The organism is Sandaracinobacter sp. T42, from assembly GCF_059115405.1.
The window spans coordinates 1,428,241-1,449,586 of record NZ_CM181101.1 but is presented as its reverse complement, the minus strand read 5'-3'; the positions used below and the strand labels follow the sequence as shown (position 1 = coordinate 1,449,586).

General features: G+C 66.7%; 21 protein-coding genes. 10 read left to right on the top strand and 11 right to left on the bottom strand.

Annotated features, from left to right (window positions below; translation table 11 throughout):
• Window positions 1-8 precede the first annotated feature (8 nt).
• Window positions 9-902, top strand: coding sequence for a DMT family transporter (locus ACW9TV_RS06990; protein ID WP_494302788.1), 894 nt, complete (start codon window positions 9-11; stop codon window positions 900-902).
• A gap of 5 nt (window positions 903-907) precedes the next feature.
• On the opposite strand, the gene ACW9TV_RS06985 is transcribed toward ACW9TV_RS06990, so the two are convergent.
• The 6 genes from ACW9TV_RS06985 to ACW9TV_RS06960 form a co-directional block, all read right to left on the bottom strand.
• Window positions 908-1,372: a flavin reductase family protein gene (locus tag ACW9TV_RS06985; RefSeq protein ID WP_494302787.1), complete on the bottom strand. Its 465-nt coding sequence runs from the start codon at window positions 1,370-1,372 to the stop codon at window positions 908-910.
• Window positions 1,373-1,461: 89 nt separating this feature from the next.
• The gene (locus ACW9TV_RS06980) at window positions 1,462-2,268 is read right to left on the bottom strand and encodes an enoyl-CoA hydratase-related protein (protein ID WP_494302786.1); all 807 of its coding nucleotides are present in this window, start codon (window positions 2,266-2,268) and stop codon (window positions 1,462-1,464) included.
• 81 nt (window positions 2,269-2,349) lie between these two features.
• Window positions 2,350-3,828 carry a DEAD/DEAH box helicase gene (locus ACW9TV_RS06975; RefSeq protein WP_494302785.1) on the bottom strand — a complete coding sequence of 493 codons (1,479 nt, stop codon included), beginning with the start codon at window positions 3,826-3,828 and terminating at the stop codon, window positions 2,350-2,352.
• Between the two features lie 184 nt (window positions 3,829-4,012).
• Complete coding sequence (locus ACW9TV_RS06970) at window positions 4,013-6,907, bottom strand: TonB-dependent receptor (protein WP_494302784.1); 2,895 nt, start codon at window positions 6,905-6,907, stop codon at window positions 4,013-4,015.
• Window positions 6,908-7,212: 305 nt separating this feature from the next.
• Window positions 7,213-7,623: a hypothetical protein gene (locus tag ACW9TV_RS06965; protein ID WP_494302783.1), complete on the bottom strand. Its 411-nt coding sequence runs from the start codon at window positions 7,621-7,623 to the stop codon at window positions 7,213-7,215.
• A gap of 82 nt (window positions 7,624-7,705) precedes the next feature.
• Window positions 7,706-8,578: a class I SAM-dependent methyltransferase gene (locus ACW9TV_RS06960; RefSeq protein WP_494302782.1), complete on the bottom strand. Its 873-nt coding sequence runs from the start codon at window positions 8,576-8,578 to the stop codon at window positions 7,706-7,708.
• Between the two features lie 83 nt (window positions 8,579-8,661).
• Here ACW9TV_RS06960 and ACW9TV_RS06955 point away from each other — a divergent pair, with 83 nt between their 5' ends.
• On the top strand, window positions 8,662-8,874 hold the full coding sequence (locus tag ACW9TV_RS06955) for a hypothetical protein (protein WP_494302781.1): 213 nt from the start codon (window positions 8,662-8,664) through the stop codon (window positions 8,872-8,874).
• Window positions 8,875-8,900: 26 nt separating this feature from the next.
• Here the strand turns inward: ACW9TV_RS06955 and ACW9TV_RS06950 are convergent, their stop codons facing one another.
• The gene (locus ACW9TV_RS06950; protein ID WP_494302780.1) at window positions 8,901-9,608 is read right to left on the bottom strand and encodes an SIMPL domain-containing protein; all 708 of its coding nucleotides are present in this window, start codon (window positions 9,606-9,608) and stop codon (window positions 8,901-8,903) included.
• A 111-nt stretch (window positions 9,609-9,719) separates the two neighbouring features.
• Between ACW9TV_RS06950 and ACW9TV_RS06945 the strand changes: the two genes are divergently transcribed.
• From ACW9TV_RS06945 to gltX, 5 genes are read left to right on the top strand one after another with little or no spacing between them, the layout of a single operon-like run.
• Window positions 9,720-10,172 (top strand): acyl-CoA thioesterase, encoded by a 453-nt coding sequence (locus ACW9TV_RS06945; RefSeq protein ID WP_494302779.1) that lies wholly within the window; start codon window positions 9,720-9,722, stop codon window positions 10,170-10,172.
• 18 nt (window positions 10,173-10,190) lie between these two features.
• On the top strand, window positions 10,191-10,607 hold the full coding sequence (locus tag ACW9TV_RS06940) for a VOC family protein (protein ID WP_494302778.1): 417 nt from the start codon (window positions 10,191-10,193) through the stop codon (window positions 10,605-10,607).
• Between the two features lie 48 nt (window positions 10,608-10,655).
• The gene (gloB, locus tag ACW9TV_RS06935) at window positions 10,656-11,375 is read left to right on the top strand and encodes a hydroxyacylglutathione hydrolase (RefSeq protein WP_494302777.1); all 720 of its coding nucleotides are present in this window, start codon (window positions 10,656-10,658) and stop codon (window positions 11,373-11,375) included.
• Entirely contained in the window at window positions 11,365-11,760 is a 396-nt protein-coding gene (locus ACW9TV_RS06930) for a hypothetical protein (RefSeq protein ID WP_494302776.1), read from the top strand. The genes gloB and ACW9TV_RS06930 overlap by 11 nt, the downstream gene beginning before the upstream one ends.
• 43 nt (window positions 11,761-11,803) lie before the next feature.
• Entirely contained in the window at window positions 11,804-13,123 is a 1,320-nt protein-coding gene (gene gltX / locus ACW9TV_RS06925; protein WP_494302775.1) for a glutamate--tRNA ligase, read from the top strand.
• Window positions 13,124-13,132: 9 nt separating this feature from the next.
• On the opposite strand, the gene ACW9TV_RS06920 is transcribed toward gltX, so the two are convergent.
• Genes ACW9TV_RS06920 through ACW9TV_RS06905 form a run of 4 tightly spaced genes read right to left on the bottom strand, consistent with a single transcriptional unit; the run spans window position 13,133 to window position 17,644 of the window.
• Window positions 13,133-14,392, bottom strand: a complete 1,260-nt coding sequence (locus ACW9TV_RS06920) for a cytochrome P450 family protein (RefSeq protein WP_494302774.1) — start codon at window positions 14,390-14,392, stop codon at window positions 13,133-13,135.
• Complete coding sequence (locus ACW9TV_RS06915) at window positions 14,389-15,972, bottom strand: Dyp-type peroxidase (RefSeq protein WP_494302773.1); 1,584 nt, start codon at window positions 15,970-15,972, stop codon at window positions 14,389-14,391. The genes ACW9TV_RS06920 and ACW9TV_RS06915 overlap by 4 nt, the downstream gene beginning before the upstream one ends.
• Window positions 15,969-16,979 (bottom strand): hypothetical protein, encoded by a 1,011-nt coding sequence (locus ACW9TV_RS06910; RefSeq protein WP_494302772.1) that lies wholly within the window; start codon window positions 16,977-16,979, stop codon window positions 15,969-15,971. The genes ACW9TV_RS06915 and ACW9TV_RS06910 overlap by 4 nt, the downstream gene beginning before the upstream one ends.
• Entirely contained in the window at window positions 16,979-17,644 is a 666-nt protein-coding gene (locus ACW9TV_RS06905) for a hypothetical protein (protein WP_494302771.1), read from the bottom strand. Before ACW9TV_RS06905 ends, ACW9TV_RS06910 begins: the two co-directional genes overlap by 1 nt.
• Before the next feature lie 116 nt (window positions 17,645-17,760).
• Here ACW9TV_RS06905 and ACW9TV_RS06900 point away from each other — a divergent pair, with 116 nt between their 5' ends.
• The 3 genes from ACW9TV_RS06900 (at window position 17,761) to gspD (ending at window position 21,338) form a co-directional block, all read left to right on the top strand.
• Window positions 17,761-18,504, top strand: coding sequence for a prepilin peptidase (locus ACW9TV_RS06900; protein ID WP_494302770.1), 744 nt, complete (start codon window positions 17,761-17,763; stop codon window positions 18,502-18,504).
• A 168-nt stretch (window positions 18,505-18,672) separates the two neighbouring features.
• Complete coding sequence (locus ACW9TV_RS06895) at window positions 18,673-19,269, top strand: type II secretion system protein N (protein ID WP_494302769.1); 597 nt, start codon at window positions 18,673-18,675, stop codon at window positions 19,267-19,269.
• Window positions 19,269-21,338 carry a type II secretion system secretin GspD gene (gene gspD, locus ACW9TV_RS06890; protein ID WP_494302768.1) on the top strand — a complete coding sequence of 690 codons (2,070 nt, stop codon included), beginning with the start codon at window positions 19,269-19,271 and terminating at the stop codon, window positions 21,336-21,338. The genes ACW9TV_RS06895 and gspD overlap by 1 nt, the downstream gene beginning before the upstream one ends.
• Window positions 21,339-21,346 lie beyond the last annotated feature (8 nt).

The following is a 21,346-nucleotide window of genomic DNA, read 5'->3' as shown; positions in this document are numbered from 1 at the left end:
AAAACACAGTGAGCCCGCGCATCATCCTTCAGTTCGCCGCCGTCACCCTGATCTGGGGGACGACCTGGATCGTCATCAAGTTCCAGCTCGGCACGGTGAACCCAAGCTGGTCGGTCTGCTACCGCTTCCTCACGGGCGGGCTGGCCCTGCTGGGCTGGTGCGCGATCCGCGGCCTGCCGCTGACGGTGCCGCGAACGGCCCTGCCCTTCCTGTTCATCTTCGGGCTGTTCCAGTTCGTGATGAACTTCAACTTCGTCTACCGGTCGGAACTCTATATCCCCTCGGGTATTCCGGCGGTGGCCTTCGCGCTGCTGATGGTGCCCAATGCGATCCTGGCCCGCCTCTTCCTCGGGCGTCGGATCAGCGGGCACTTCGCGCTCGGCTCCGCGCTGGGCATCCTGGGCGTCGGGCTGCTGTTCGCCCAACAGCTCAGCCTGCCCGGCGACCGGGCCGATACGCTGCTCGGCCTTTCTCTGGTGGTGGCGGGCATTCTTTCGGCCAGCATCGCCAATGTGATGCAGGCAAGCCCCCGCGCACTGACATTCCCGGCGCTGGCGGGGCTGGGCTGGGCGATGCTGATGGGGGCCGGCGTGAACGCGGTTCTGGCACTGGCGATCAGCGGGCCACCGCAGTTCGATCCGGCGCCCGGCTACTGGCTGGGCTTCCTCTATCTGGGCATCTTCGCCAGCGCGATCGCGTTCGCGCTCTATTTCGATCTGGTCCGGCAGATGGGCCCTGCGGAAGCAGCCTGGACAAGCGTGCTGATCCCGATCCTGGCGATGGCGATCTCCACCCTGCTGGAAGGCTTCCGCTGGACCCCGATGGCCGCCACCGGCGCCGTCCTGGCGCTGGCGGGCATGGTGGTCGCGCTAAGGCAACCGGCACGTCCCGCCCGGGCATAGCCGGCTCAGGCGTAACCGCCGCGCAGATACATCAGCGGGTTGCGATCCCCGGCCGAACGGAAGCTTTCGATCCGGCCGATCAGCACCTGATGATCCCCGGCCTCGATATCGTTGGCGAGCGCACAGGCGAAATTGGCGCAGGCGCCCTCCAGCAGCAGCACGCCGGATTCCGATTCCACCCATTCGCCATGGGAAAATCGATCAACGCCCCTGGTCGCGAAGCGCTCCGCCACATCACGCTGGGCCGATGAAAGAACACTGACGCCGAACAGGCCGGTGTGCCGGATGGCCGGAAGGCTGGCCGTGTTGCGTCCGGGGCAGACAAGCAGCAGCGGCGGATCCAGCGAGACGGATGTGAAGCTGTTGGCAGTGAAGCCGACCGGGCGGCGATGGGCATCGAAGCTGGTCACGATGGTGACGCCGGTGGCGAAACATCCAAAGGCGTCACGCAGGGCTCGATGATCTGTCATGCCCCGGGCATGAAGCAGCCCGGGGCAAGAAAGGCAAGTGTTACAGGTGCCAGGGCCGGCACTGGCGGCCCACGCCTGAGTCTGTGGGCTTACTTCCCCGTGAACTGCGCGGGGCGCTTCTGCAGAAAGGCCATCACGCCTTCGGCGAAATCGGCGCTGCGACCGGCCAGCATCTGGTTGCGCCGTTCCACCATCAGGCCTTCGGTCAGGCTCTTGTCCATGCAGTCGCGGATGCCGGTGCGGATCAGCGTGAGCGCCTTGGTGGGGCCGGTGGCGAGCTTCTTCGCGATTTCCGCCGCGCGGGCCTGAAGATCGTCGTCCTCCACCACTTCGGAAACCAGGCCCCATTCATAGGCGAGGTCGGCCGGAATCCGTTCGCCCAGCATCATCATGCGGGTGGCGCGGGCGCGCCCGATCATGCGCGGCAACAGCCAGGTGGAGCCGACATCCGGCACCAGCCCGATATTCACGAAGGCCTGCAGGAAATAGGCGGATTTCGCAGCCACGATGATGTCACCGGCCAGCGCATAGGAACATCCGGCACCCGCCGCCGGGCCGTTCACCGCAGTCACCACGGGCACCGGCAGCGCGAACAGCCGTTCCAGCAGCACATTGAAATGGGTTTCCAGCACCTTGCCGGCATCGATCGGTCCGCCGGAACCGCCGCCACTGCCACCCGCCGTTCCGGGGGCCAGATCGGCACCGCTGGAAAAGCCGCGCCCGGCCCCCGTCAGCACCAGGCAGCGCGCAGAGGAGACCCCATCGCGGATCTGATCCACCGCGTCGATCATCTCGCGGATCACATCGGTGTTCAGGCTGTTCAACCGCTCGGGCCGGTTGATCGTCAGCGTTGCGACGCCGTCCGCTTCGTTCCAGGTGATATGTTCGTAGGCCATGCCGTCTTCCTCCACTCGGGTTGCAGAGGATGTAGCGCGCGGGATGGCCCCGCCGCCGCTCGGCAAATGGCTAGCTGATGCTCAGCCGCGGGCGGAAACCAGCAGGAAGGCAGGCACGCCCTCCTCGCCGAAACCGGGGCCGATCGGCGGCCCGTCGTCCCTCTCGCGCGGTTCCCGATCCGGCCGCTGACGATCCCGTTGCCGGCCGTCGCGGGGCTGATCGCCACGCTGCCGGCGCTCGCGGTCCGGTTCGGCGCGGCTCCGCTCGCGCGGGGCCTGCTGGCGGGCCGGCGTTTCACCGGGCGTTTCCCTGCCCCGCCGTTCGTCCTGCGATTCGTCCCCGGCGTGCGCTGCCTTGCGAATGGGCCTTGCGGATGGCTCCGTCGGTTCCGCTGCCCGCCGGGGTCGCTCGGAGCGGCCGCCTTCCCCTTCCGGCGCACCGGCTGCCATCGGCGCGCGGCGCGGGATGCTCTGGCCGGTCAGTTTCTCGATGTTGGCGATCGCCTCGGCATCGTCGGGCGTGAAGAGGGTGATGGCGATCCCCTTCTGCCCGGCCCGCCCGGTGCGGCCGATGCGGTGGACATAATCATCCGGGTGCCAGGGTACGTCGAAGTTGAACACATGGCTGACGCCCTTGATGTCCAGCCCGCGCGCCGCCACGTCGGACGCGACGAGAATGTTGATCTCCCCGTCCTTGAAGCGGTCCAGTTCCTTGATGCGGTCCGCCTGTTCCATGTCGCCATGGATCTGACCCACCTTGAACTTGTGCCGCTTCAGGCTGGCGGCAAGGTCGCGCACGGTCGTCTTGCGGTTGCAGAAAATGATGCCCGTCTTCACGTCTTCGGCGCGGATCAGTTCGCGCAGAACGTCCCGCTTCTGCCGGCTTTCGGCCGGCATCAGCGACTGGGCGATATCCTTGTTGGTGGTGGCGGGGCGGGCCACTTCCACCATCTTCGGGCTGGTCATGAAGCGGTCGGCCAGCTTCTTGACGGGCGCCGGCATGGTTGCGGAAAACAGCAGCGTCTGCCGCTCCGCCTTGATCAGGGTGCAGATCTTCTCGACATCGGGGATGAAGCCCATGTCCAGCATGCGGTCGGCCTCGTCGATCACCAGCACGTCCACGCCAGACAGCAGGATCTTCCCGCGGGAATGCTGGTCGAGCAGGCGGCCAGGGGTGGCGATCAGCACATCCACACCCTTTTCCAGGGCCTTGTCCTGATCACCGAAGGCAACACCGCCGATCAGCAACGCCATCGAAAGCTTGTGATACTTGCCGTATTTCTCGAAATTCTCGGCCACCTGCGCGGCCAGTTCGCGCGTGGGCTCAAGGATCAGGCTGCGCGGCATGCGCGCCCGGCTGCGTCCTTCCGCCAGGATGTCGATCATCGGCAGAACAAAGCTGGCCGTCTTGCCGGTGCCGGTCTGCGCGACGGCGATCAGATCCTTGCCCATCAGAACCGCGGGAATGGCGGCCGCCTGAATCGCGGTCGGCTCGGTATAGCCGCTGTCGGCGACGGCGTTCAGTAGGGCATCCGAAAGGTGCAGGTCGGAAAAGGGCAAATCGGTTCCTTGGGGGCCGGCTATCGCGACATGCGCCCGGCGTACGCGCAATAGCGCGCTGCGACGCACAAGAAAAGGGCTGCGCCGAACGGGGCTCAGGCGCCGAACAGAAAGAGGGGAGCGGACTGGCCGCTCCCCTCCCTCGCTGGCGGGCGGTGAAACCGCCCGTCCTCCCCGATAACCGTCAGAAGCGGAAACCCGCGGTCAGGCCGTAGCGGCGGGGTTCCAGGGTAAAGATGTTGGTGAAATTCCCCGAGGACTGGTCCGTCGAGTAAAGGCCCGTGATGGCGCTGTTGTTGCCGATGTTCTGGATATAGGCGCGGACATACCAGCGGTCGTCCACCCCGTTCAGCTGAACCTGGGCGTTCATCACGAAGTAGGAAGGAACGCGGGTGCGGGCGGAGTTGAAGACGCTGCCATAGCTGTCGCCCGTCATGGCGAAATCCCAGCGCGGCACGATCGTCATTCCGCTCGACAGGTCCTGGGTCCACTGCACGCCGCCGGAAATCTTGAATTCCGGCGCCTGCGGCAGTTCGTTGCCCTTGATGTTGTTGGCAATGCCCGGGCTGACGACAGACACACCGTTCGCCGCCGCCGTCGCCGACAGCACCGAGCAGATGCCGAAGGCGCCCGTCGCGCCGTTGATGCCGCTGTCGGACGGGAAGGCGGTGGGCGCCTTCAGCCCCAGCGCCGAGTTGACGGCTGCGACATAGCCGTTGCTGAGCGCCGCGCCGCCGGCGCCTGTCGGGATCACCGTGCAGTTCGCGCCGTTGGTGATGTCCTTCACGATCACCGCATCCGAACGGCCGCCCGATGGATCGAACGGATCCGCCAGATACTTGTCCGATGCGACTTCGGTGTTGAGGTAGGACAGGCTGAGGTTCACCGTGAGCGGCGGGATCGGGTTCACGATGCCTTCGACTTCAAGGCCCCAGATGTTGGCGTCGACATTGTCGTTGACCGAGGTGCGCGCCACGATCCGGGCGAGCTGCAGACCCTTGTACTTGTAGTAGAAGGCGGTTGCGTTCAGCTGGATGGTGCCATCCGCGAAGCGGTTCTTCGAACCGATTTCGAAGGCGTCGATCGACTCCGGCGCGAAGGTTTCGGGCACGGCGAAGATCGGCTGCAGCGGCGGGTTGATGCCGCCCGACTTGTAGCCCCGCGAATAGGAGGCATAGATCAGACTGTCCTCGGAGACCTTGTAGTCGACGACGAAGCGGCCGGTGATCTCGTCGAAGGCGACGTCCCGTTCCTGCCACAGCTGGTTGCCGGGGCGGCCCGGATCCGCATCGAAGCTGCCGACGAACGGCGAATCGAAGGCATTGCCGACCGTGAAGGGCACCGGGAAGCTGGCCAGCGTCGAGCGGGCCCGCAGGCTCTTCGAGTCATTGTTGTAGCGCAGACCGACCGTGAACTTCAGCGAGTCCGTCGCCTCGTAATAGGCTTCGCCGAAGATGCCGTAGCTCTTCAGGTGGAAATCCTGCGTGTTGTTGCGGAAGAAGGGCGTGCCCAGGAACACATTGCCCAGCGCCGGCGTGCCAAGGGCCGTCGCCGCACCCAGGACACCGGTGACGTAATCGATGCCGAAGGCGTTCACATAATAGCTGTTCTCCTTCATCTTCACGTCATTGTAGATAGCGCCGACGAGGAAGTTGAACTTGCTGTCGAAGTCGGTGGAAAGGATGCCTTCCACCGTCCAGGCCTTCAGATACTGGTTCGAGCGGTCAAAATCCTGCGGCGTTGCCGAGCAGTACTTGTTTCCGCCGAACACCCCCATGCCGGTCTCTTCCGGCAGAGACACGCACAGATCGCCCGTGGGCCCGTTGGGGAAGATCGCCGCAAGCATCGGCTGGAACTGCGGCAGAATGGTCGCCAGCCCGAACAGGTTGTTGATGCCCGGCTGGTAGATGGCCCGGTTCTGGACGGAGTTGTTGTAATCCTGCGAGCTGTCGACCGAGTTTTCCTGATACTGGCCGGAAATCTTGCCCTTCACGGGCCCGAAATCATGCTCGATCTTGGCCTGGACCTGGATTTCCTCCGCCATGTAGGTGGGGGTGTAGTCCGTGTAGATCTTGCGGGGATCCGAAGGGTTCACCAGCCCCTTGTAGGCATCAGGCCCATAAAGGCTGCCGAGACCTGCGGTTGACAGCAGCGGACCAAGGGCCGCGCCCCCCTGGATGCGCAGCAGTTCCTGAGACGAAAGCGTGCCGACGAAGGTGGAGTTGGCATTGGTGTACCCATATTCACGCCGGCCGGGCAGACAGCCCAGCACGCCCGTCGGGTCGCGCTGGCACATCTGCTTCTGGATGCGCATCCGGTTGTCGTCTTCCTTGAACCAGTAGCCCATCAGGTCGATGGTGGTCGCTTCGGTCGGTTCCCACCGCAGCGATCCGCGCAGCGCGAACATGTCCCGGTCGTCGTAGCGGTCGCCGTTGAAGAGGTTTTCGGTGTAACCGTCGCGCTTCATGTAGAAACCGGCGAGACGGGCGGCGAAATTCTCGCCCAGCGGCACGTTGATCATGCCCTGCAGGCGGATTTCGTTGAAGTTGCCGTAGCTTGCCTCGCCCGAAGCCTTCAGGGCGCTGGCGTCAGGCTTGGCGGAAACCAGGTTCACCACGCCCGATGTCGCGTTGCGACCGAACAGTGTCCCCTGCGGGCCACGCAGCACTTCCACCCGTTCGAGATCGAAGAATTCCGTTTCGAAGATTCGGGTGGCGAACAGCGGCAGGTCGTTCATGTGGATGGCTGTCGCGCTGTCGCACGACACGCCCACGCACAGGTCACCCACGCCGCGGATGGTGAAGCTGGCGCCGGTGAAATTGCCCTTGGAGAAGGTGACGTTCGGCAGCGAGAGCTGAAGCTGGGTGGAGTTGTTGATCTGCCGCTCGGTCAGCGCCTCCGACGAGAAGGCCGAAACGGCGATCGGCACATCCTGCAGGCTCTGCGCCTGCCGCTGGGCCGTCACGATGATGTCTTCGACACCCGTCGACGCCGTCTGGGCATGGGCCATGCCCATCAGCCCCTGCAGCGACACGGCCGAAACCAGTGCAGCGCGGATGGCCACTTTTCTTGCCTTCATCAGATACCTCCCCAAATGCCTCGGACGCGATCTGCGCCTGACAAGGCCTGGTGAGGCAAACGGACCTGCCACTATCAGCCACCGCGGATTAACGCGGATTCTCCCGGCCGTGCGGCATTTCTCCCGTCGGTCCTCCCCAGGCCGACCATCACATTGAAACAGTCGCACAGGGGCTTGTCCAGCCATGCAAAGGGGTTTTGCCCCCTCACCAATTTGAGGACTGCCCCCTGTCACCCGATGGCCACACCATCTGTGGCCCGGCATCTCCGGCCCGAATCCCTGGCCCGGAAGCAATGACCCAGGGGTCAGCGGCGGCGCGCGGGCCGCAGTTCGCTGATACTGCTCACCCGGCAGGCGCCGCCGGCCCGGCTGATGATGCGGTCATTGCCGGCGCAGAACTTCCCCGGCACGCGCGGCTGATAGTAAAAGCCACCATAATAGCTCAGCTGCGGGCACTGCTGCGCAAGGGTCAGCCGCCAGCGCTTGTCGCCGCGCATCGTGACATCCACGGTGCGGGCGTCAACCACGATCGCGCCGGCAATGCGCGAGGTATCGATGCAGGCCTTGGTGCTGGGCCGGCCCGCGATCCATCCGTCCCGCTCGGCCGGTGGCATCGGGCGCACCGGCACCACGCCCACCTGGGCCGGCAGCGGCTTCGCCGCGATCATCGCGGCGAGTCCGCACAGCAGCCACGGCACGGGGCGCGCAAGGGTCATCGGGCTTCAGCGGCAAACGGCATGGGCGGGGGCATGTGTGCGCCGGCTTGAACCGGCTGTGAACCCCCCGCCGAGTGCAGCGTCAGTTTTCGGGTTTCACGAACTTCAGCGTCATCCGGTCGCTTTCGCCGATCGCTGCATATTTCGCCCGGTCGGTGTCGCCCAGCGTGAAGTTCGGCGGCAATGTCCACACGCCCTTGGGATAGTCCGCCGTATCCTTCGGGTTCGCGTTCACCTCGCTGCTGCCCACCAGCCGGAAACCGGCGGCTTCCGCCAGCCGGATCACCTCGCTCTGCTTCATGTAGCCGGACCGGCGGGTCGCCTCGGTCTCTTCCCGATCCTCTGGCAGACGGTGATCGACAACGCCCAGGATCCCGCCCGGCTTCAGTGCCGTATAGAAGGCCCTGAAGGCTTCGGGGGCGAAGCCGGCCATCTGCCAGTTGTGGACGTTGCGGAACGTCAGCACCATGTCGGCCGAGCCGGGGGCAGCCAGGTTCGTTTCGAAGCCCTTGCCGAAGCTCGTCACGGCCGCCGCGCCATACAGGTCCGGGTTGCTCTTCAGCTTCTCCACGAAGGCCGCGCGCTGGCGCTGGGCGTTGGGCGAACCCTGCGGATTGTTGTGGGCCGCGATATAGCGGCCCTTGCCCGCCAGAACCGGGGCGATCACCTCGCTGTACCAGCCGGCGCCGGGGGAAACTTCCACAACGGTCATGTCCGGCCTCAGGCCGAAGAACAGCAGCGTTTCCTTCGGATGGCGATATTGGTCGCGCGCGCGGTTCGCGTCACTGCGATGGGCGCCGGCCAGCGCCTTGTCGATCGCGGCAGCGGTCTGGGCTTCGGATTTCGCCTCGCGCTGGCTGGCAGCGCGGGTGGCCGGCTTTGCGGACGGCTCGGCAGCCGCGCCGATCGAAAGGGACAGGGCCACAACAGTGGCTGCGACAGGAATGCGAAGCATCGACAGTCTCCCGAAAAAAGCCGCACGTCGCGCGCGGCGCGCCTTGCGGGTTTCATATGCGATTGCCAGTTAACTGCAAGACAATGGGCTGGACACTCTCTCTCCTGCTGGCGGGGCTGGCGCTGGGCATCCTGCTGCTGTCAGGCTGGATGCATGCACGCCGCGGGATCGGGCGGCTGTCCTTCCTGCCCTGGGATTATGTCATGATCGCAGCCGCCATCGCCCTCATCGGCCTTCTGGGCCGCATGGCGATCCTCTGGCGCGACGGATGGCCCCTGCAGATCCTCGCCCCATAAGGCCCGATCCGCATCGGGGCGCAGGGTCAGTCCAGGTAGAAGTCGATCGTCGTCACCACGCGGACCTTCTGATAAGGTGTGTCGGTGCCGATCCCGGCGTCACCCTCGCGGCCGGTGATGGAAAACAACCCCTGTGTCGCCTGCCGGATTCCGCCCACCTTCGTGTCGCTGTCGCGCGCGAACTGGCCGGCGGCTTCCCGCGCGCTCTTCGTGGCTTCGGCAATCATGGCGGGCTTCACCTCGTTCAGCTTCGTGAAGCTGTAGGTCACGCCCCCGCCGCCATCGCTGTCCAGCGCGACGCCCTTGCGGATGATCTCCGCCTGGCTGGCGAAGGCCTTCTCCATCCGGGCGATGTCGGTGGTGCGCGCCAGAATGCGCTGGCGGATGGTGATGTTCAGCCGCCCCAGCGAATTGTCCATATACTGGCTGACAGACGAACCGCGCGGCTGGATTTCCGCCGCGCTGAACCCGTGGGCGGCCAGGAATCCGCGCACCGCATCCGCATCGGCGTCGGCCTTGGCCTGAACGACTCCAAGATCGCTGCCATTGGCCTGGGTGGCGATCACCCAGGTGGCCAGATCGGCCTGCACGTCCCGTTCCGCGACTCCGCGCACAGTCACTACCGATTCGCCACGCCGGATGTTCGAAAGGCCGGTCGCCGTGAACAGCCCCGCCAGCGCCAGCCCGGCGCCGATCAGCGCACCCGATACCGTGGTAGAATTGCCCCAGTCCATCGTCCGCCTCCGTTCCGCCCAGCCCTGTCCTGCCGTGCCCACATGCTGCGCGTTCCCGCGCTTGACAGCAAGGCCTTCGGCCGCAACCCCTGCCGACCGAGGAGAGAGCCCATGCCCCGTTCCGACTTCCGCTTCGCCTGGCGAAAGCGGGTCCACTATCCAGAGATCGACGCGCAGGCGGTGGTCTACAACAGCCGCTATCTCGAATATTTCGACATCGCGCTGACGGAATACTGGCGCGAGGCGGGGATCTACCAGCAAACGCCCGTCAGCGGCGGGGCCGAATTCCACCTGGCGCGCGCCACGGTGGACTACAAGGCGCCGATCCTGCTGGACGAAGAGATCCTGATCTGCGTGCGCACCAGCCGCATCGGCCGCTCCTCCATCTCGGTGGCGCTGGAAATCCACGGGCTCGCCAACGGCGAAAAGGGCGAGGATCTGCGCGCCGCCGGGGAAACGATCCAGGTGCATGTGGCGCAGGCACGGGGCCGCCCGGCGCCCGTGCCGGACTGGATCGTGAAGCTGCTGGAACTATATGAAGGGCATTCGCTGAAAGCCCCCTGAAAGCCAAGGATTCCCGCCGTGAAATATCTGCACACCATGATCCGCGTGTCCAACCCGGACGAAACGATCCGCTTCTTCAACCTGCTGGGGCTGAAGGAAATCCGCCGGATGGACAATGAGGCGGGGCGATTCACCCTGATCTTCCTGGCCGCATCCGGCGACGAATCGGCGCAGGTGGAACTGACCCACAACTGGGACGAATCCGGCTATTCCGGCGGCCGCAACTTCGGCCATCTCGCCTACGCGGTGGAGGATATCTACGCCACCTGCCAGCATCTTGCCGACAATGGCGTCACGATCAACCGCCCCCCGCGTGACGGGCACATGGCCTTCGTGCGCACGCCGGACGGAATCTCCATCGAACTGCTGCAGATGGGCGAACGCCTGCCGCCCGCCGAACCCTGGGTGTCGGCCCCGAACATCGGCAGCTGGTGACGGCGGCGGTAACTGGCGGTTCATCCGCCTTGCGCGTAGAATGATGGCATGACCGCCCCGATCCGGATCCCCGCCCTGTCAGACAATTATGTCTGGCTGCTTCCCTATGCCGACGGCAAGGCGGCGGTGATCGATCCGGCCACCGCAGACTCTGTACTGGCTGCGGCCGGAGCGGCGGGCCTCGCCATCACCCATATCCTGAACACCCACTGGCACCCCGATCATGTCGGCGGCAATCTGGCCATCAAGGCCGCCACCGGCTGCACCGTGATCGGCCCGGCCCGTGAAGCGGCGAAGATACCCGGCCTGGACTTCGCCGTGGACGACGGGGATCAGGTGGCCCTGGGCGACCTTCTGGCGGACGTGATCTTCGTGGGCGCGCACACGGCTGGCCACATCGCCTATCACTTCGCGGATCGGGGGTTGCTGTTCCCGGGCGACACGCTTTTCGCCATGGGCTGCGGGCGCCTGTTCGAGGGCACGGCGGACGACATGTTCGCCGCGCTTTCCCGGCTGAAGGCGCTGCCTGCCGACACGCTGGTCTTCTGCGCGCACGAATATACGCTGTCGAACGCCCGCTTCGCGATCACGGTCGAGCCGGACAACCGGGCGCTGGCCGCGCGCCTGGCCGCTGTGCAGGCCGCCCGTGCGCAGGGCCAGCCGACGGTGCCGTTCCGCCTGCACGAGGAACTCGAAACCAATCCGTTCCTGCGCGCGCGCGATGCCGGGGAACTGGGGGCGAGGAGGAGAGCCAAGGATGCGTTCTGACCGGATGTTGCTTGCCGCCGCCCTGCTGATGCTGGCGGGCGCGGCCACCGCCACAGACAAGGCGCCGCCAACGGACCCCGCCACGCTGAAGGCGACGGGCGAGGCGCGCAACTGCATTTCCCGAAAGCCGCAGGTCTCCACCACGCCGGTCGGGGATTCGGTGCTGATGTTCCGCGCCGGTTCCCGCTGGTACCGCAATGATCTGCGAACCCGCTGCCCTTCGCTCAGGGACGACAGGATCCTGGTGTTCCGCACCCAGGGCAGCCAGTATTGCGCGCTGGACCAGTTCGAATTGGTGGATCCGATGAGCCGGATGAGTTTCGGCGCCTGCGCGCTGGGCCAGTTCACGCCGGTGGAGGTTCCGAAGGGCACGCGCTTCAGATAGCGCGCATTTGCCAGTTCCCGCGCGGCGGACTAGGGGAGCGCGCATGATCGTCACCCGTTTCGCCCCGTCCCCCACGGGCCGGCTGCATGTCGGCAATGTCCGCACCGCGCTTCTGAACTGGCTGCTGGCTCGTCAGGCCGACGGCCGCTTCATCCTGCGCCTGGACGATACCGATACCGCGCGCTCGACCGAGGAATTCGCCCAATCCATCCGCGAAGACCTGCAATGGCTGGGAATGACCCCGGACGCGGAAGAGAAGCAATCCGCCCGAATGGCCCGCTACGAAGAGGTGCTGGGGGCACTCGCCGCCGCCGGCCATGCCTACCGTGCCTATGAAACGCCCGAGGAGCTGGACCTGAAGCGCAAGGTGCTGCTGGGGCGCGGGCTGCCGCCCGTGTATGACCGCGCCGCGCTGGCGCTGACGGAGGCCGATCATCAGCGGTTCGAGGCGGAGGGCCGCAAGCCGCACTGGCGGTTCCGGCTGGATGCCGCCCTGCCGCACGAGTGGGACGACCTGATCCGCGGCCCGTCCAGGATCGATCCGGCCTCGCTGTCCGACCCCGTCATCCGCCGGGCCGACGGCAGCTGGCTCTACATGCTGCCCTCCGTCATCGACGATGTGGACATGGGCATCACCCATGTGGTGCGCGGCGAGGATCATGTGACGAACACCGGCATCCAGCTGCAGATGTTCGCCGCCATGGGCAGGCCCGCGCCGCTGTTCGGCCATGCCGCCCTGCTGACGGGCGCGGACGGCGCGCTTTCGAAGCGCCTCGGCTCCATCGGCGTCGCCGAATTCCGGGATCGGGGCATCGAGCCCATCGCCGTGAAGGCGCTGCTGGCGCGTCTGGGCACCAGCCAGCCCGTCGAGCCGGTGACAAGCGACCAGCCCCTGCTCGAAGCCTTCGACATCCGCCACCTCGGCCGCGCCACCGCCCGCTTCGACGAGGCGGAGCTGGAACGACTGAACGCCTCCATCCTGCACCACACGCCCTTTTCAGCGGTGGCCGGGCGCACCAGCCTTGCCGAGGCGGAATGGAACGCGGTGCGCGGCAACATCGCCAGCGTGGCGGAAGCCGAAAAATGGCGCACCGTCATCCACGGCCCGCTGGAAGCCCCCGCCCAGCCCGAAGAAGACCGCGCCTTCCTGCGGGAAGCCGCAACCGCGCTCGAATCCCTCAGCTTCGGCCCCTCCGTCTGGAACGACCTGACGGAAGCGCTGAAGGCCGCAACCGGCCGCAAGGGCAAGGCCCTCTTCATGCCGCTGCGCCTCGCGCTGACGGGCCAGCCGCACGGCCCCGACATGGCGGCGCTGCTGCCGCTGATCGGGCGCGACGAAGCGCTGAAGCGTCTGACCGCCTGAGTCGCAGCCCTAGCGCCAGCCAAGCCGGTAATGGCGCGGAAAGGGCGTGCCTTCGCCATCCGGCGGAGACAGCTGCTTCAACGCCGGCTTCGCCAGCAGCGGCGTCAGCATGGCGGGCAGGATCGCCTTGTTGATGCGGTCGCCCCAGCACAGGTGCAGGCCCTCGCCCCACAGGGCATAGACACCCCAGGGCCGGCCGGCGACGAAGCGGTTCGCCTTGGGCACCACTGCATCGTCGAACATGGCCGACAGGTTCGCCGCCAGCACCATGGTCCCTGCCGCCACTTCGGTGCCGCCGATGCGCGTTGCGTGCGGCGCGCGGCGATAGAGGATCGGGTTCACGGGCGAAAAGCGCAGGGCTTCCCACAGATGGTCCGCCACCCCGGCCTCGTCGCCGGCAGCCGCCAGCGCGCGGGCCTTCGCCAGCTCGGCGGGGCGGCGCAGCAGTTCCTCCACGGCAAGGCAGCTCGCCTTGGAAAGCGTGGGGATCGCGCCGATCACGATTCCGATGATGTTGGCGCGAAGCCCATCGGCATCAAAGGCGGAATTGCCCGCCGCCCCGGCCGCAACGGCGCGGCCCAGCAGGGTTTCCGGCCCGGCATCCGACTTGCTCGCGTCGATCGCGGCGTTCACACGATCTTTCGCGGCCATCGCGGCGGCCGTCACCTTGGGATCAGCCTGAAGATCCGAGAACAGGAAGTGGAACATCGCGGTCGCATCCGCGATCAGCTGATCCGTCTCCATCCGGACGCCGAAATACTGCTGCACCATCAGCGCCGGTATCCGCGCCGAAAGCGCCGGCGGCAGATCCACCTCACCCTGCGTCAGCGCAGCCGCCGCCTCCGCCCGGGCCATTGCCAGCACCGGCTTCAGATCGTCCGCCTTCACGATGGACCGCATGGCATCGGTATCCCGGCGATAATCGGCCCCGTCCTGCATCCCCAGGAAGAAGTCGCGCCCGCCCGTCAGCATCCGCATGCGCGGGCCATAGACCACTTCGAAATCCGCCTGCCGCTCGATCACGGCATGGAAATCGGCGGCGCGGGTCAGCAGAAGCGATCCATCCGCTTCGTAACAGCGGATCAGGTTCTGCTTCAGGGGCAACCGGGGCTTCGCGAAGCGCAGCACGGCCATGGCGTCGCGCTGTCCGGCGGGGCTTGTCAGAACGGATGCTATCCGCGCCTTCAGCCCGCCCCTTGCTGCGATCACACCGGCCCCGATCCCGGCGACCCCGTCGATCGCGGCCTGAAAACGGGAAAACCAGCTCATGTCGGGTCCACCACACCCGTGCCGATCATGCGCAAGGCCGTCATCGAAGGCGCGAAGAAATAATCCCCGCCGCGCGTGGAAACGAACTGCGGCAGTCCTGACGCGACAAAGGGCGGTTTGCTCTCGTCCGGGGCGGCGATCACGAAGCGCGCGCCCGGCGGATGATTGCCCACGATCGGGCAGCTGTCGTTCCCTGCGTTGAAATCCAGGCCATAGTTCATCCACTGCTGCTGAACGAACTCGAACTGGCGGAACAGGCTGGCGCAATGGGCCAGCAGCACGATTCCATGTTCGTTCCCGGCATCCTCGCGCGCGCCATAGGGCAGGCCCCGCCGCAGGATGCGGCGGCGGTTGTTCAAGGCGGACCCCATCCGGTCTGTCGGGCCGCGATCCCACAGCGGGTCCAGCATGTCGCGCGTGTTGGCGCGGCGGATGTGCGAGGTGACGGGGCATTTCGCGCCATCGAGATCGTCGAGGAAGGTGAAATGGGTGATTGCCGCCAGCCATTCCTTGCTGCCGGGGGCCAGCCGCTGGTTGAACGCGGCATGGGCCTCGGGCGTCGGCGCCAGCAGCAGCGGCACGCCATCCGGCCAGCGCCCGGCCATCTTCGCCTTCAGCAGCGCGGCGGCGACGTTCAGGTCGGCGATGTCCCAGGTGGCGGCCAGATCCTTCGCCCGGGCGGCGACCCAGCCGTCCCACGCATCCAGATGCTGGTGCAGCTTGCGATAGGCGAAGAAACTGCCATTGCGGCTGAAATCCAGCGGCATGGCCGCGCCGGCCACCTCCTGCGCTTCATCCGGCCAGCCCAGGATGAACTCGCCCGGCGCCAGCGGTCGCCAGTTGCCCTTTCCGTCCACCGCGCCCTGCCCCACGCAGCGCAGCCGTTCTTCGCCGCCGGGATACTGCCCCTCGAACACCGGGTCGCCGATCGCATCCACGAAGCCGAAATGTTCGGTCGGCTGCGGCTGCGGCCTGCCGTCCGGGCCCGGGGCATAAAGGGCGGACAGATCCTGCCAGCGCGGATCCGCGCCCTTGTGGCCCTCCAGCAGCGTCACGCCGCTGGCAGCGGCCGCCTGCAGCACGAAATCCGTCATGGCCTCAAGGGCCGGCAGCGCATGCCCCTCGTCGTCCGCCCGGGCGTTCAGCATCACCAGCATATGCGCCTTGGGCTGGCCGGGCTTCCACACCTCGTCCCAGTGGTCGAAGCCATTGTCCTTGATGTCGTCGCCCAGGATCGGCGCGCGCACGGCCATGCCGTCGATGAACTCGTCCGGCATGCCGCGCAGCGTGCGGGTCGGCACGTCCAGCGCCAGCAGCCCCCAGAAGGTGAAGGCGATGTTCAGCGTGCAGTCGGGCCGTGCCTGCGGATTGGCGCCGGTTGCGATGCCCTTGCTGCTGGGCCAGCGCCGCGCAGTCGTGATCCTCGGTCGCAACGTCTCCACGAACAGCCGGCCGGACCGGGGTGTTTCGGCATGAAACAGGATGTAGCGGGCCTTCGGAAAGCCCAGCTTGCCATAGGCGGAAAGGATTCCGCCCTGCAGGTCGCCCAGCTCCAGCTCGACAGGAAGGGGCGCGCTCACAGAACCATCGCCTTGCCCTGCGAATCCACCTGCTTGTCTGCTACCATGTCCGGCATTTCCAGCTGCACCCCATCCGACCGGATCACCCCCGGCGCCTGCGTCGGGCTGTCCAGATCCCCCGGACGAACAGTTTGCAGCCACTGGCCGAAGCTCGAATGCAGCGCGTCGGCGTCCATGCCCTGCACGGCTTCCGCGAAGAAGGCGAAGCGTTGCTGCACATGCAACGCCTTCAGCACGCTGGGCAGGTCACTGTCGGGCGCGGGGGGAAAGGGCGCCTTGCCCTTCGTCCACAGCAGCCACACCACATAACCCACGCCAAGGCCAAGGCCGCCGAACGCCGCCACCAGCGCCCACCAGCCACCGCCCAACAGCAGCGCCAGCCCCGCAAGCAGCGCGGCCGGCAACGCCACGCGCCACAGCAGGCTGTTCAGGGTCTGCCCCTTCAGCGGCGGGCGCCCCGGCCAGTAATCATTGAAACTCATGGTGGTTTCCACCTGGCAGCGGGCCACATAGTCCGCGAATCCGGCAGCGGAATTCACCTGCTCGAAGCCGTGACAGTGGGTGAAGATGGCGCGCATCTCCGCCTCGGTTCGGGTCCACAACCCTTCGGCCCAGCTCCTCAGGCCCTTGTCGGGCTCGTCCGGGCGCAGATCGAAGTCGGTCGCCAGCACCAGCCACGGACGGGACAGCACGTCGAACGTCTGATGCACCAGCGGATCGCGCTTCCGGATCACGTTCCACAGCGGGTCTATGGGATCGCGCCCGTTGTACATCGGCTGATCCAGCACGAACATGCGCAGGAAATGCGTGCGCCGGCAGCGGGCGAAGGGGCTGACAAGGCCGGTGTCGATCGAAACCGGGCTCTGCATCGCGGTGGGCAGGTTCGCCAGTTCCTCGCGCAGCAGATTGGCATGTGTCGTCACCACGCCGCCATCCGTCACCGGCTCCCCGGTTTTCACAGGCGCCAGCAGCGTCAGGAAATAGTGACCGCCGTCGATGTTGGGCATTATTTCACTCCCCAGCGCGCCAGCACCAGCGGCTGGCGGTTGAGATCGGCGCGCGCGGTGTCGTTGGAGGCGACGGGCGCGAAACCGGGCGAGCCGAGGTCATTCTGGACCGCCCTCAGTTCCTTCACCCAGGCCGCCCTGAACGCCTCCGGCCCGGCGGCATGGGCCTGTTCCAGCCGCAACACCGCGCGCCGCACCCTGAGCGCCGCCTTGATGTCGCGCTGGGCGGCGCCGGGGGTGGCATTGTAATAATGATCGGTGTCGATCTGGTTGGCGCGGATATAGGCCTTGAAGGGGCTGATCGGGATCGACTTCGGATATTTGGTGGCCGAATACCAGAACAGGTCCAGCCCCGATGGCAGGCCGTCGGCGAAGGCGTCGATATACTGATCCCAGGTTCCGTTGAAGTTGGAAACGAAGATCGTGTAATCGTTGATCAATTCCTCCGGCGGCTGGCCAAGGTCTGGCCATTGGTCCCGCCGCACGATGATCCAGCGCGCGAAATGGATGATGGAAAGCCCCAGCAGGCCCATCAGCCGATCGGGCAGCGCGCGAGCGGCATAGAAGAGGAAATGATTCACCCAGGTGCGGCTGATCCCGAAGCGCCGCGGACGGATCGGGGTGACGACATTCATCGCATAGGCCTTGCCGGCGACGTTCGACACGCTTCATTCCCCCGCTCTGACCCCGTTGAAGTTATTGACGGAAATTAAGGATGTTGCAACCCGGCCAGTCCCGTTGCGTCTTTACATTTGCCCGCCGCTGCCGGACGCCCTCTTCCATGGTGGCGCTTCTGTGGCCGAGTCTGGGCGCCCTGCTGGGGCTGGTTGCCGGATCCTTCCTGGCGACACTGGTGATCCGCTGGCCGGAAGGGCAGCCGCTGTCCGGCCGGTCCCGCTGCGACAGTTGCGGCGCGGGGGTCGCCTGGGCGGATCTGGTTCCGCTTCTCGGCTGGCTGGCGCTGAAGGGGCGCTGCCAGGCCTGTGGCGCCGCGATCGATCCGCGCCACCCCCTGTTCGAAATCATGGCGGCTGCGATCGGCCTGCTGGCAATGCTGGCCGTGCCGGGCCCGCAGGGGCTTTGGGGCGCCGTGCTGGGTTGGGTCCTGCTGGCGCTGCTGGCGCTGGATCTGCAGCATTACTGGCTGCCCGACAGGCTGACGCTGCCGCTGCTGGCGCTGGGGCTTGCCGGCGGCATGGGCACCCTGCCCGAACGTCTGCTGGGGGCCGCGACCGGCGGTGGCGGCCTGCTGCTGCTGGCGCTTCTGTATCGCTGGCTGCGCGGCCGCGAAGGACTGGGGCTGGGTGATGTGAAGCTGATGGCGGCGCTTGGGGCCTGGCTAAGCCTCGGCCTCCTCGGGCCGTTGCTGCTGGCGGCATCCGTTGCGGGGCTGGCTTTCGCGGCAGTTTCCCGCTGGCGGCGAACGGCTGAGGACGGGGCGGTGATGCGGGTGCCGTTCGGGGCCTGCCTCGCGCTGGCGGGCTTCCCGATGTGGCTGGCCGCGAATGCGGCAGGCGGTGGCTGAAGCGCCCGCAGACGAGGGGGACAAGTGCTTGAAACGAATCGGTAACAGCCTTACGCCATTGAGGTCGGCACCCCTGAAATCCAGCCTTGAGGCCAGTTTGACTCGCGCTATCTGTCAGAAATACGGCCTGTTTGGCATGATCGGCGGGCCGGGAATCGGCCCGACGGAATGACCCTTTCCCGAGTCCATCCCGGCCATGTCCTCCTGGGTGCGCTGCTGCTGGCAGCGCTGCTCCTGGGCTGGCGCGCGCTGGGCGTGATCCGCCAGCCCCTGCCGGCGATCCCGCCGTTCAAGGCCCCGCAGATGGCGGACCGGTCGCTGCTGGCCCGGTTCGATCCGTTCTTCCCCGCCCGCGCGGGCGCCAGCGAAGGCCTGCCGGTGACGGCCCTGCCCTTCACCCTGCATGGTGTGCGCGCCGATTCCGCAACGGGGCGCGGCAGCGCCATCATCGCCGCCGGAGACGGGATGCAGAAAGTCTATTCGGTCGGCGATGTCGTGGCCGATGGCGTCACGCTGGCGGCCATCGCGGGGGATCATGTCGTGCTCGACAGGGCCGGCACGCGGGAAGCGTTGTGGATCGATTCCGGCGGCGAAGCGCCGGTGCAGCGCTTCGATCCGGGGCAGGCGCCCTCGAACTTGCCACCCCCAGCCGCCGGGCCGGGGCTGACGCCCGAAAACGCGCCGCCTTCCGTCATGCCTGACGAGGAGGAGGAGAAGCCACCGGTGTCGGCAGCCCGCGCACCTGCGCAGGAGCCGCAGCAATGATGCGTCGTCCGGCCCTCTGGCGGTCCGCGATTGCGGCGCTGGCGCTCGCCGCTGCCATGCCGTTGCCGGCGCAGACCACGGTGAACCTGCGCGATGCCGACATCCGCGCCTTCATCGACGATGTCGCCCGCGTCACAGGGGCGACCTTCGTGATCGACCCGCGCGTTCAGGGCAAGGTTTCGGTCGTGTCGGAAAAGCCGCTGGGCCGCAGCCAGTATTTCGAGCTGTTCCTGGCGACGCTCAGGGCCAATGGCTATGTCGCCGTGCCGTCGGGCACGGGCCAGTATCGCGTCCAGCCGGCGGAAGCGGGCGCGGGCGTGGGTGGTGCCCGCTTTTCCACCGCCGTCATCCCGCTGACGAACATCGATGCCCAGCAGGCGGTCGATTCGCTGCGTCCCGTGCTCAGCCGCAACGGCACGGCGTCGGCCAACCGCGCCGGAAACGCGGTGATCGTGGCGGATTTCGCAGACAATATCAGCCGCGCCCGGCAGATCCTGCGGGAGATCGACCGGGATCGCTCGACGACGCAGGTCGTGCAGCTCCGGAATGCGGGTGCGCGCGATCTCGCCACCTCGCTGCAGCAACTGGTGCGGCAGCCGGGTGGAACCGAGGGCGCCAGCGCTTCTGCCGTGTCGGTCGTGCCCATCGACGCCTCCAACGCCATCGCCATCCGGGGGGAACAGGCCCAGGTGGCGCGGGTGGCGAAGATCGCCCGCGATCTGGATCAGAAGGCCGCCGGCGGATCGGAATCGCGGGTGATCTTCCTGCAGCATGCCGATGCCAGCGCTGTGATGCCCGTGCTGCAACAGCTGATGGGTCAGACACCCACACCCGTGCAGACCAGCACCGGGATCCAGGGCCTTGCCGGCACGCCCTTCGGCAACCGCCAGCAGCAGGCGCAACAGCAACAGCAGGCGCCGGCCCCTGTCGCCGCGACCACGGGCAATGTGGGGGTGGCGGCCGGCAACAGCCGCCGCCGCGCCATCATCGCCCGCTACGAAGGGGCGAACGCCCTGATCATCGCCGCACCGCCGGAAATCCAGCGCGAACTGGGCGAAGTGATCCGCCAGCTCGATACCCGCCGCGCGCAGGTGCAGGTCGAAGCGATCATCGTGGAGATTTCGGACAACGCTGCCCGCCAGCTGGGGGTTCAGTTCCTGCTCTCGGGCAAGGACGGCACAGTTCCGCTCGTGTCCTCCAATTTCTCCAACGCCGCGCCCAATCTGCTGGCGATCGCGGGCGCGGTGGCCGCTGAAAAGGGCACGATCTCCGGCGACGCCGCAGACAAGTTCAGGGACGCCGCCGTCACCTCGCTTCTGGGCACCACCGGCCTCACCTCCGGCGTCGCAAGCCTGGGCGGCAGCACCATCTTCGGCTTCGTGATCAACGCCGTGAAGAGCGACGTGAACTCCAATGTCCTCTCCACCCCCTCCATCCTCACGCTGGACAACCAGCCCGCACGGATCCTTGTCGGCCAGGAAATCCCCATCACCACCGGAGAGGCGCTGGGCAACAATCTCGACAACAGCTTCCGCACCGTCTCGCGGCAGGATGTCGGGATCCAGCTTGCGGTGAAACCGCAGATCAATGCGGGCGGCACCATCACCCTCACCATCAACCAGATCGTCTCGTCCATCGCGGCCACCGTCGCGGAAACGGATTTCATCCTGAACAAGCGGGAACTGGAAACCGCCGTCACCGTTGGCGACGGGCAGATCCTGGCGCTGGGCGGCCTGCTCGACGACAATGAACGCAAATCGCTGCAGAAGATTCCGGTTCTGGGCGACATTCCGGGCCTCGGCGTCTTCTTCCGCTCCACCTCGAAGAGCAGGGTGAAGACCAACCTGATGATCTTCATCCGCCCCACCATCATCCGCTCGCGCGAGGATGGCGATGCACTGACCGCCAGCCGCTGGGACAGCATGCGGGAATCGCAGGAAGCCATGGTGGGTTACAGCCAGCTGGATGCGATGGCCTGGGATTATCTGCGCGTGGCGCCGCCCTACAAGCCCGCCCCCTTCCCGCCGCCTGCCCAGCAGGCGCCCGCGGCCCCGCCCAAGGGCCGGTAACGGTGGCA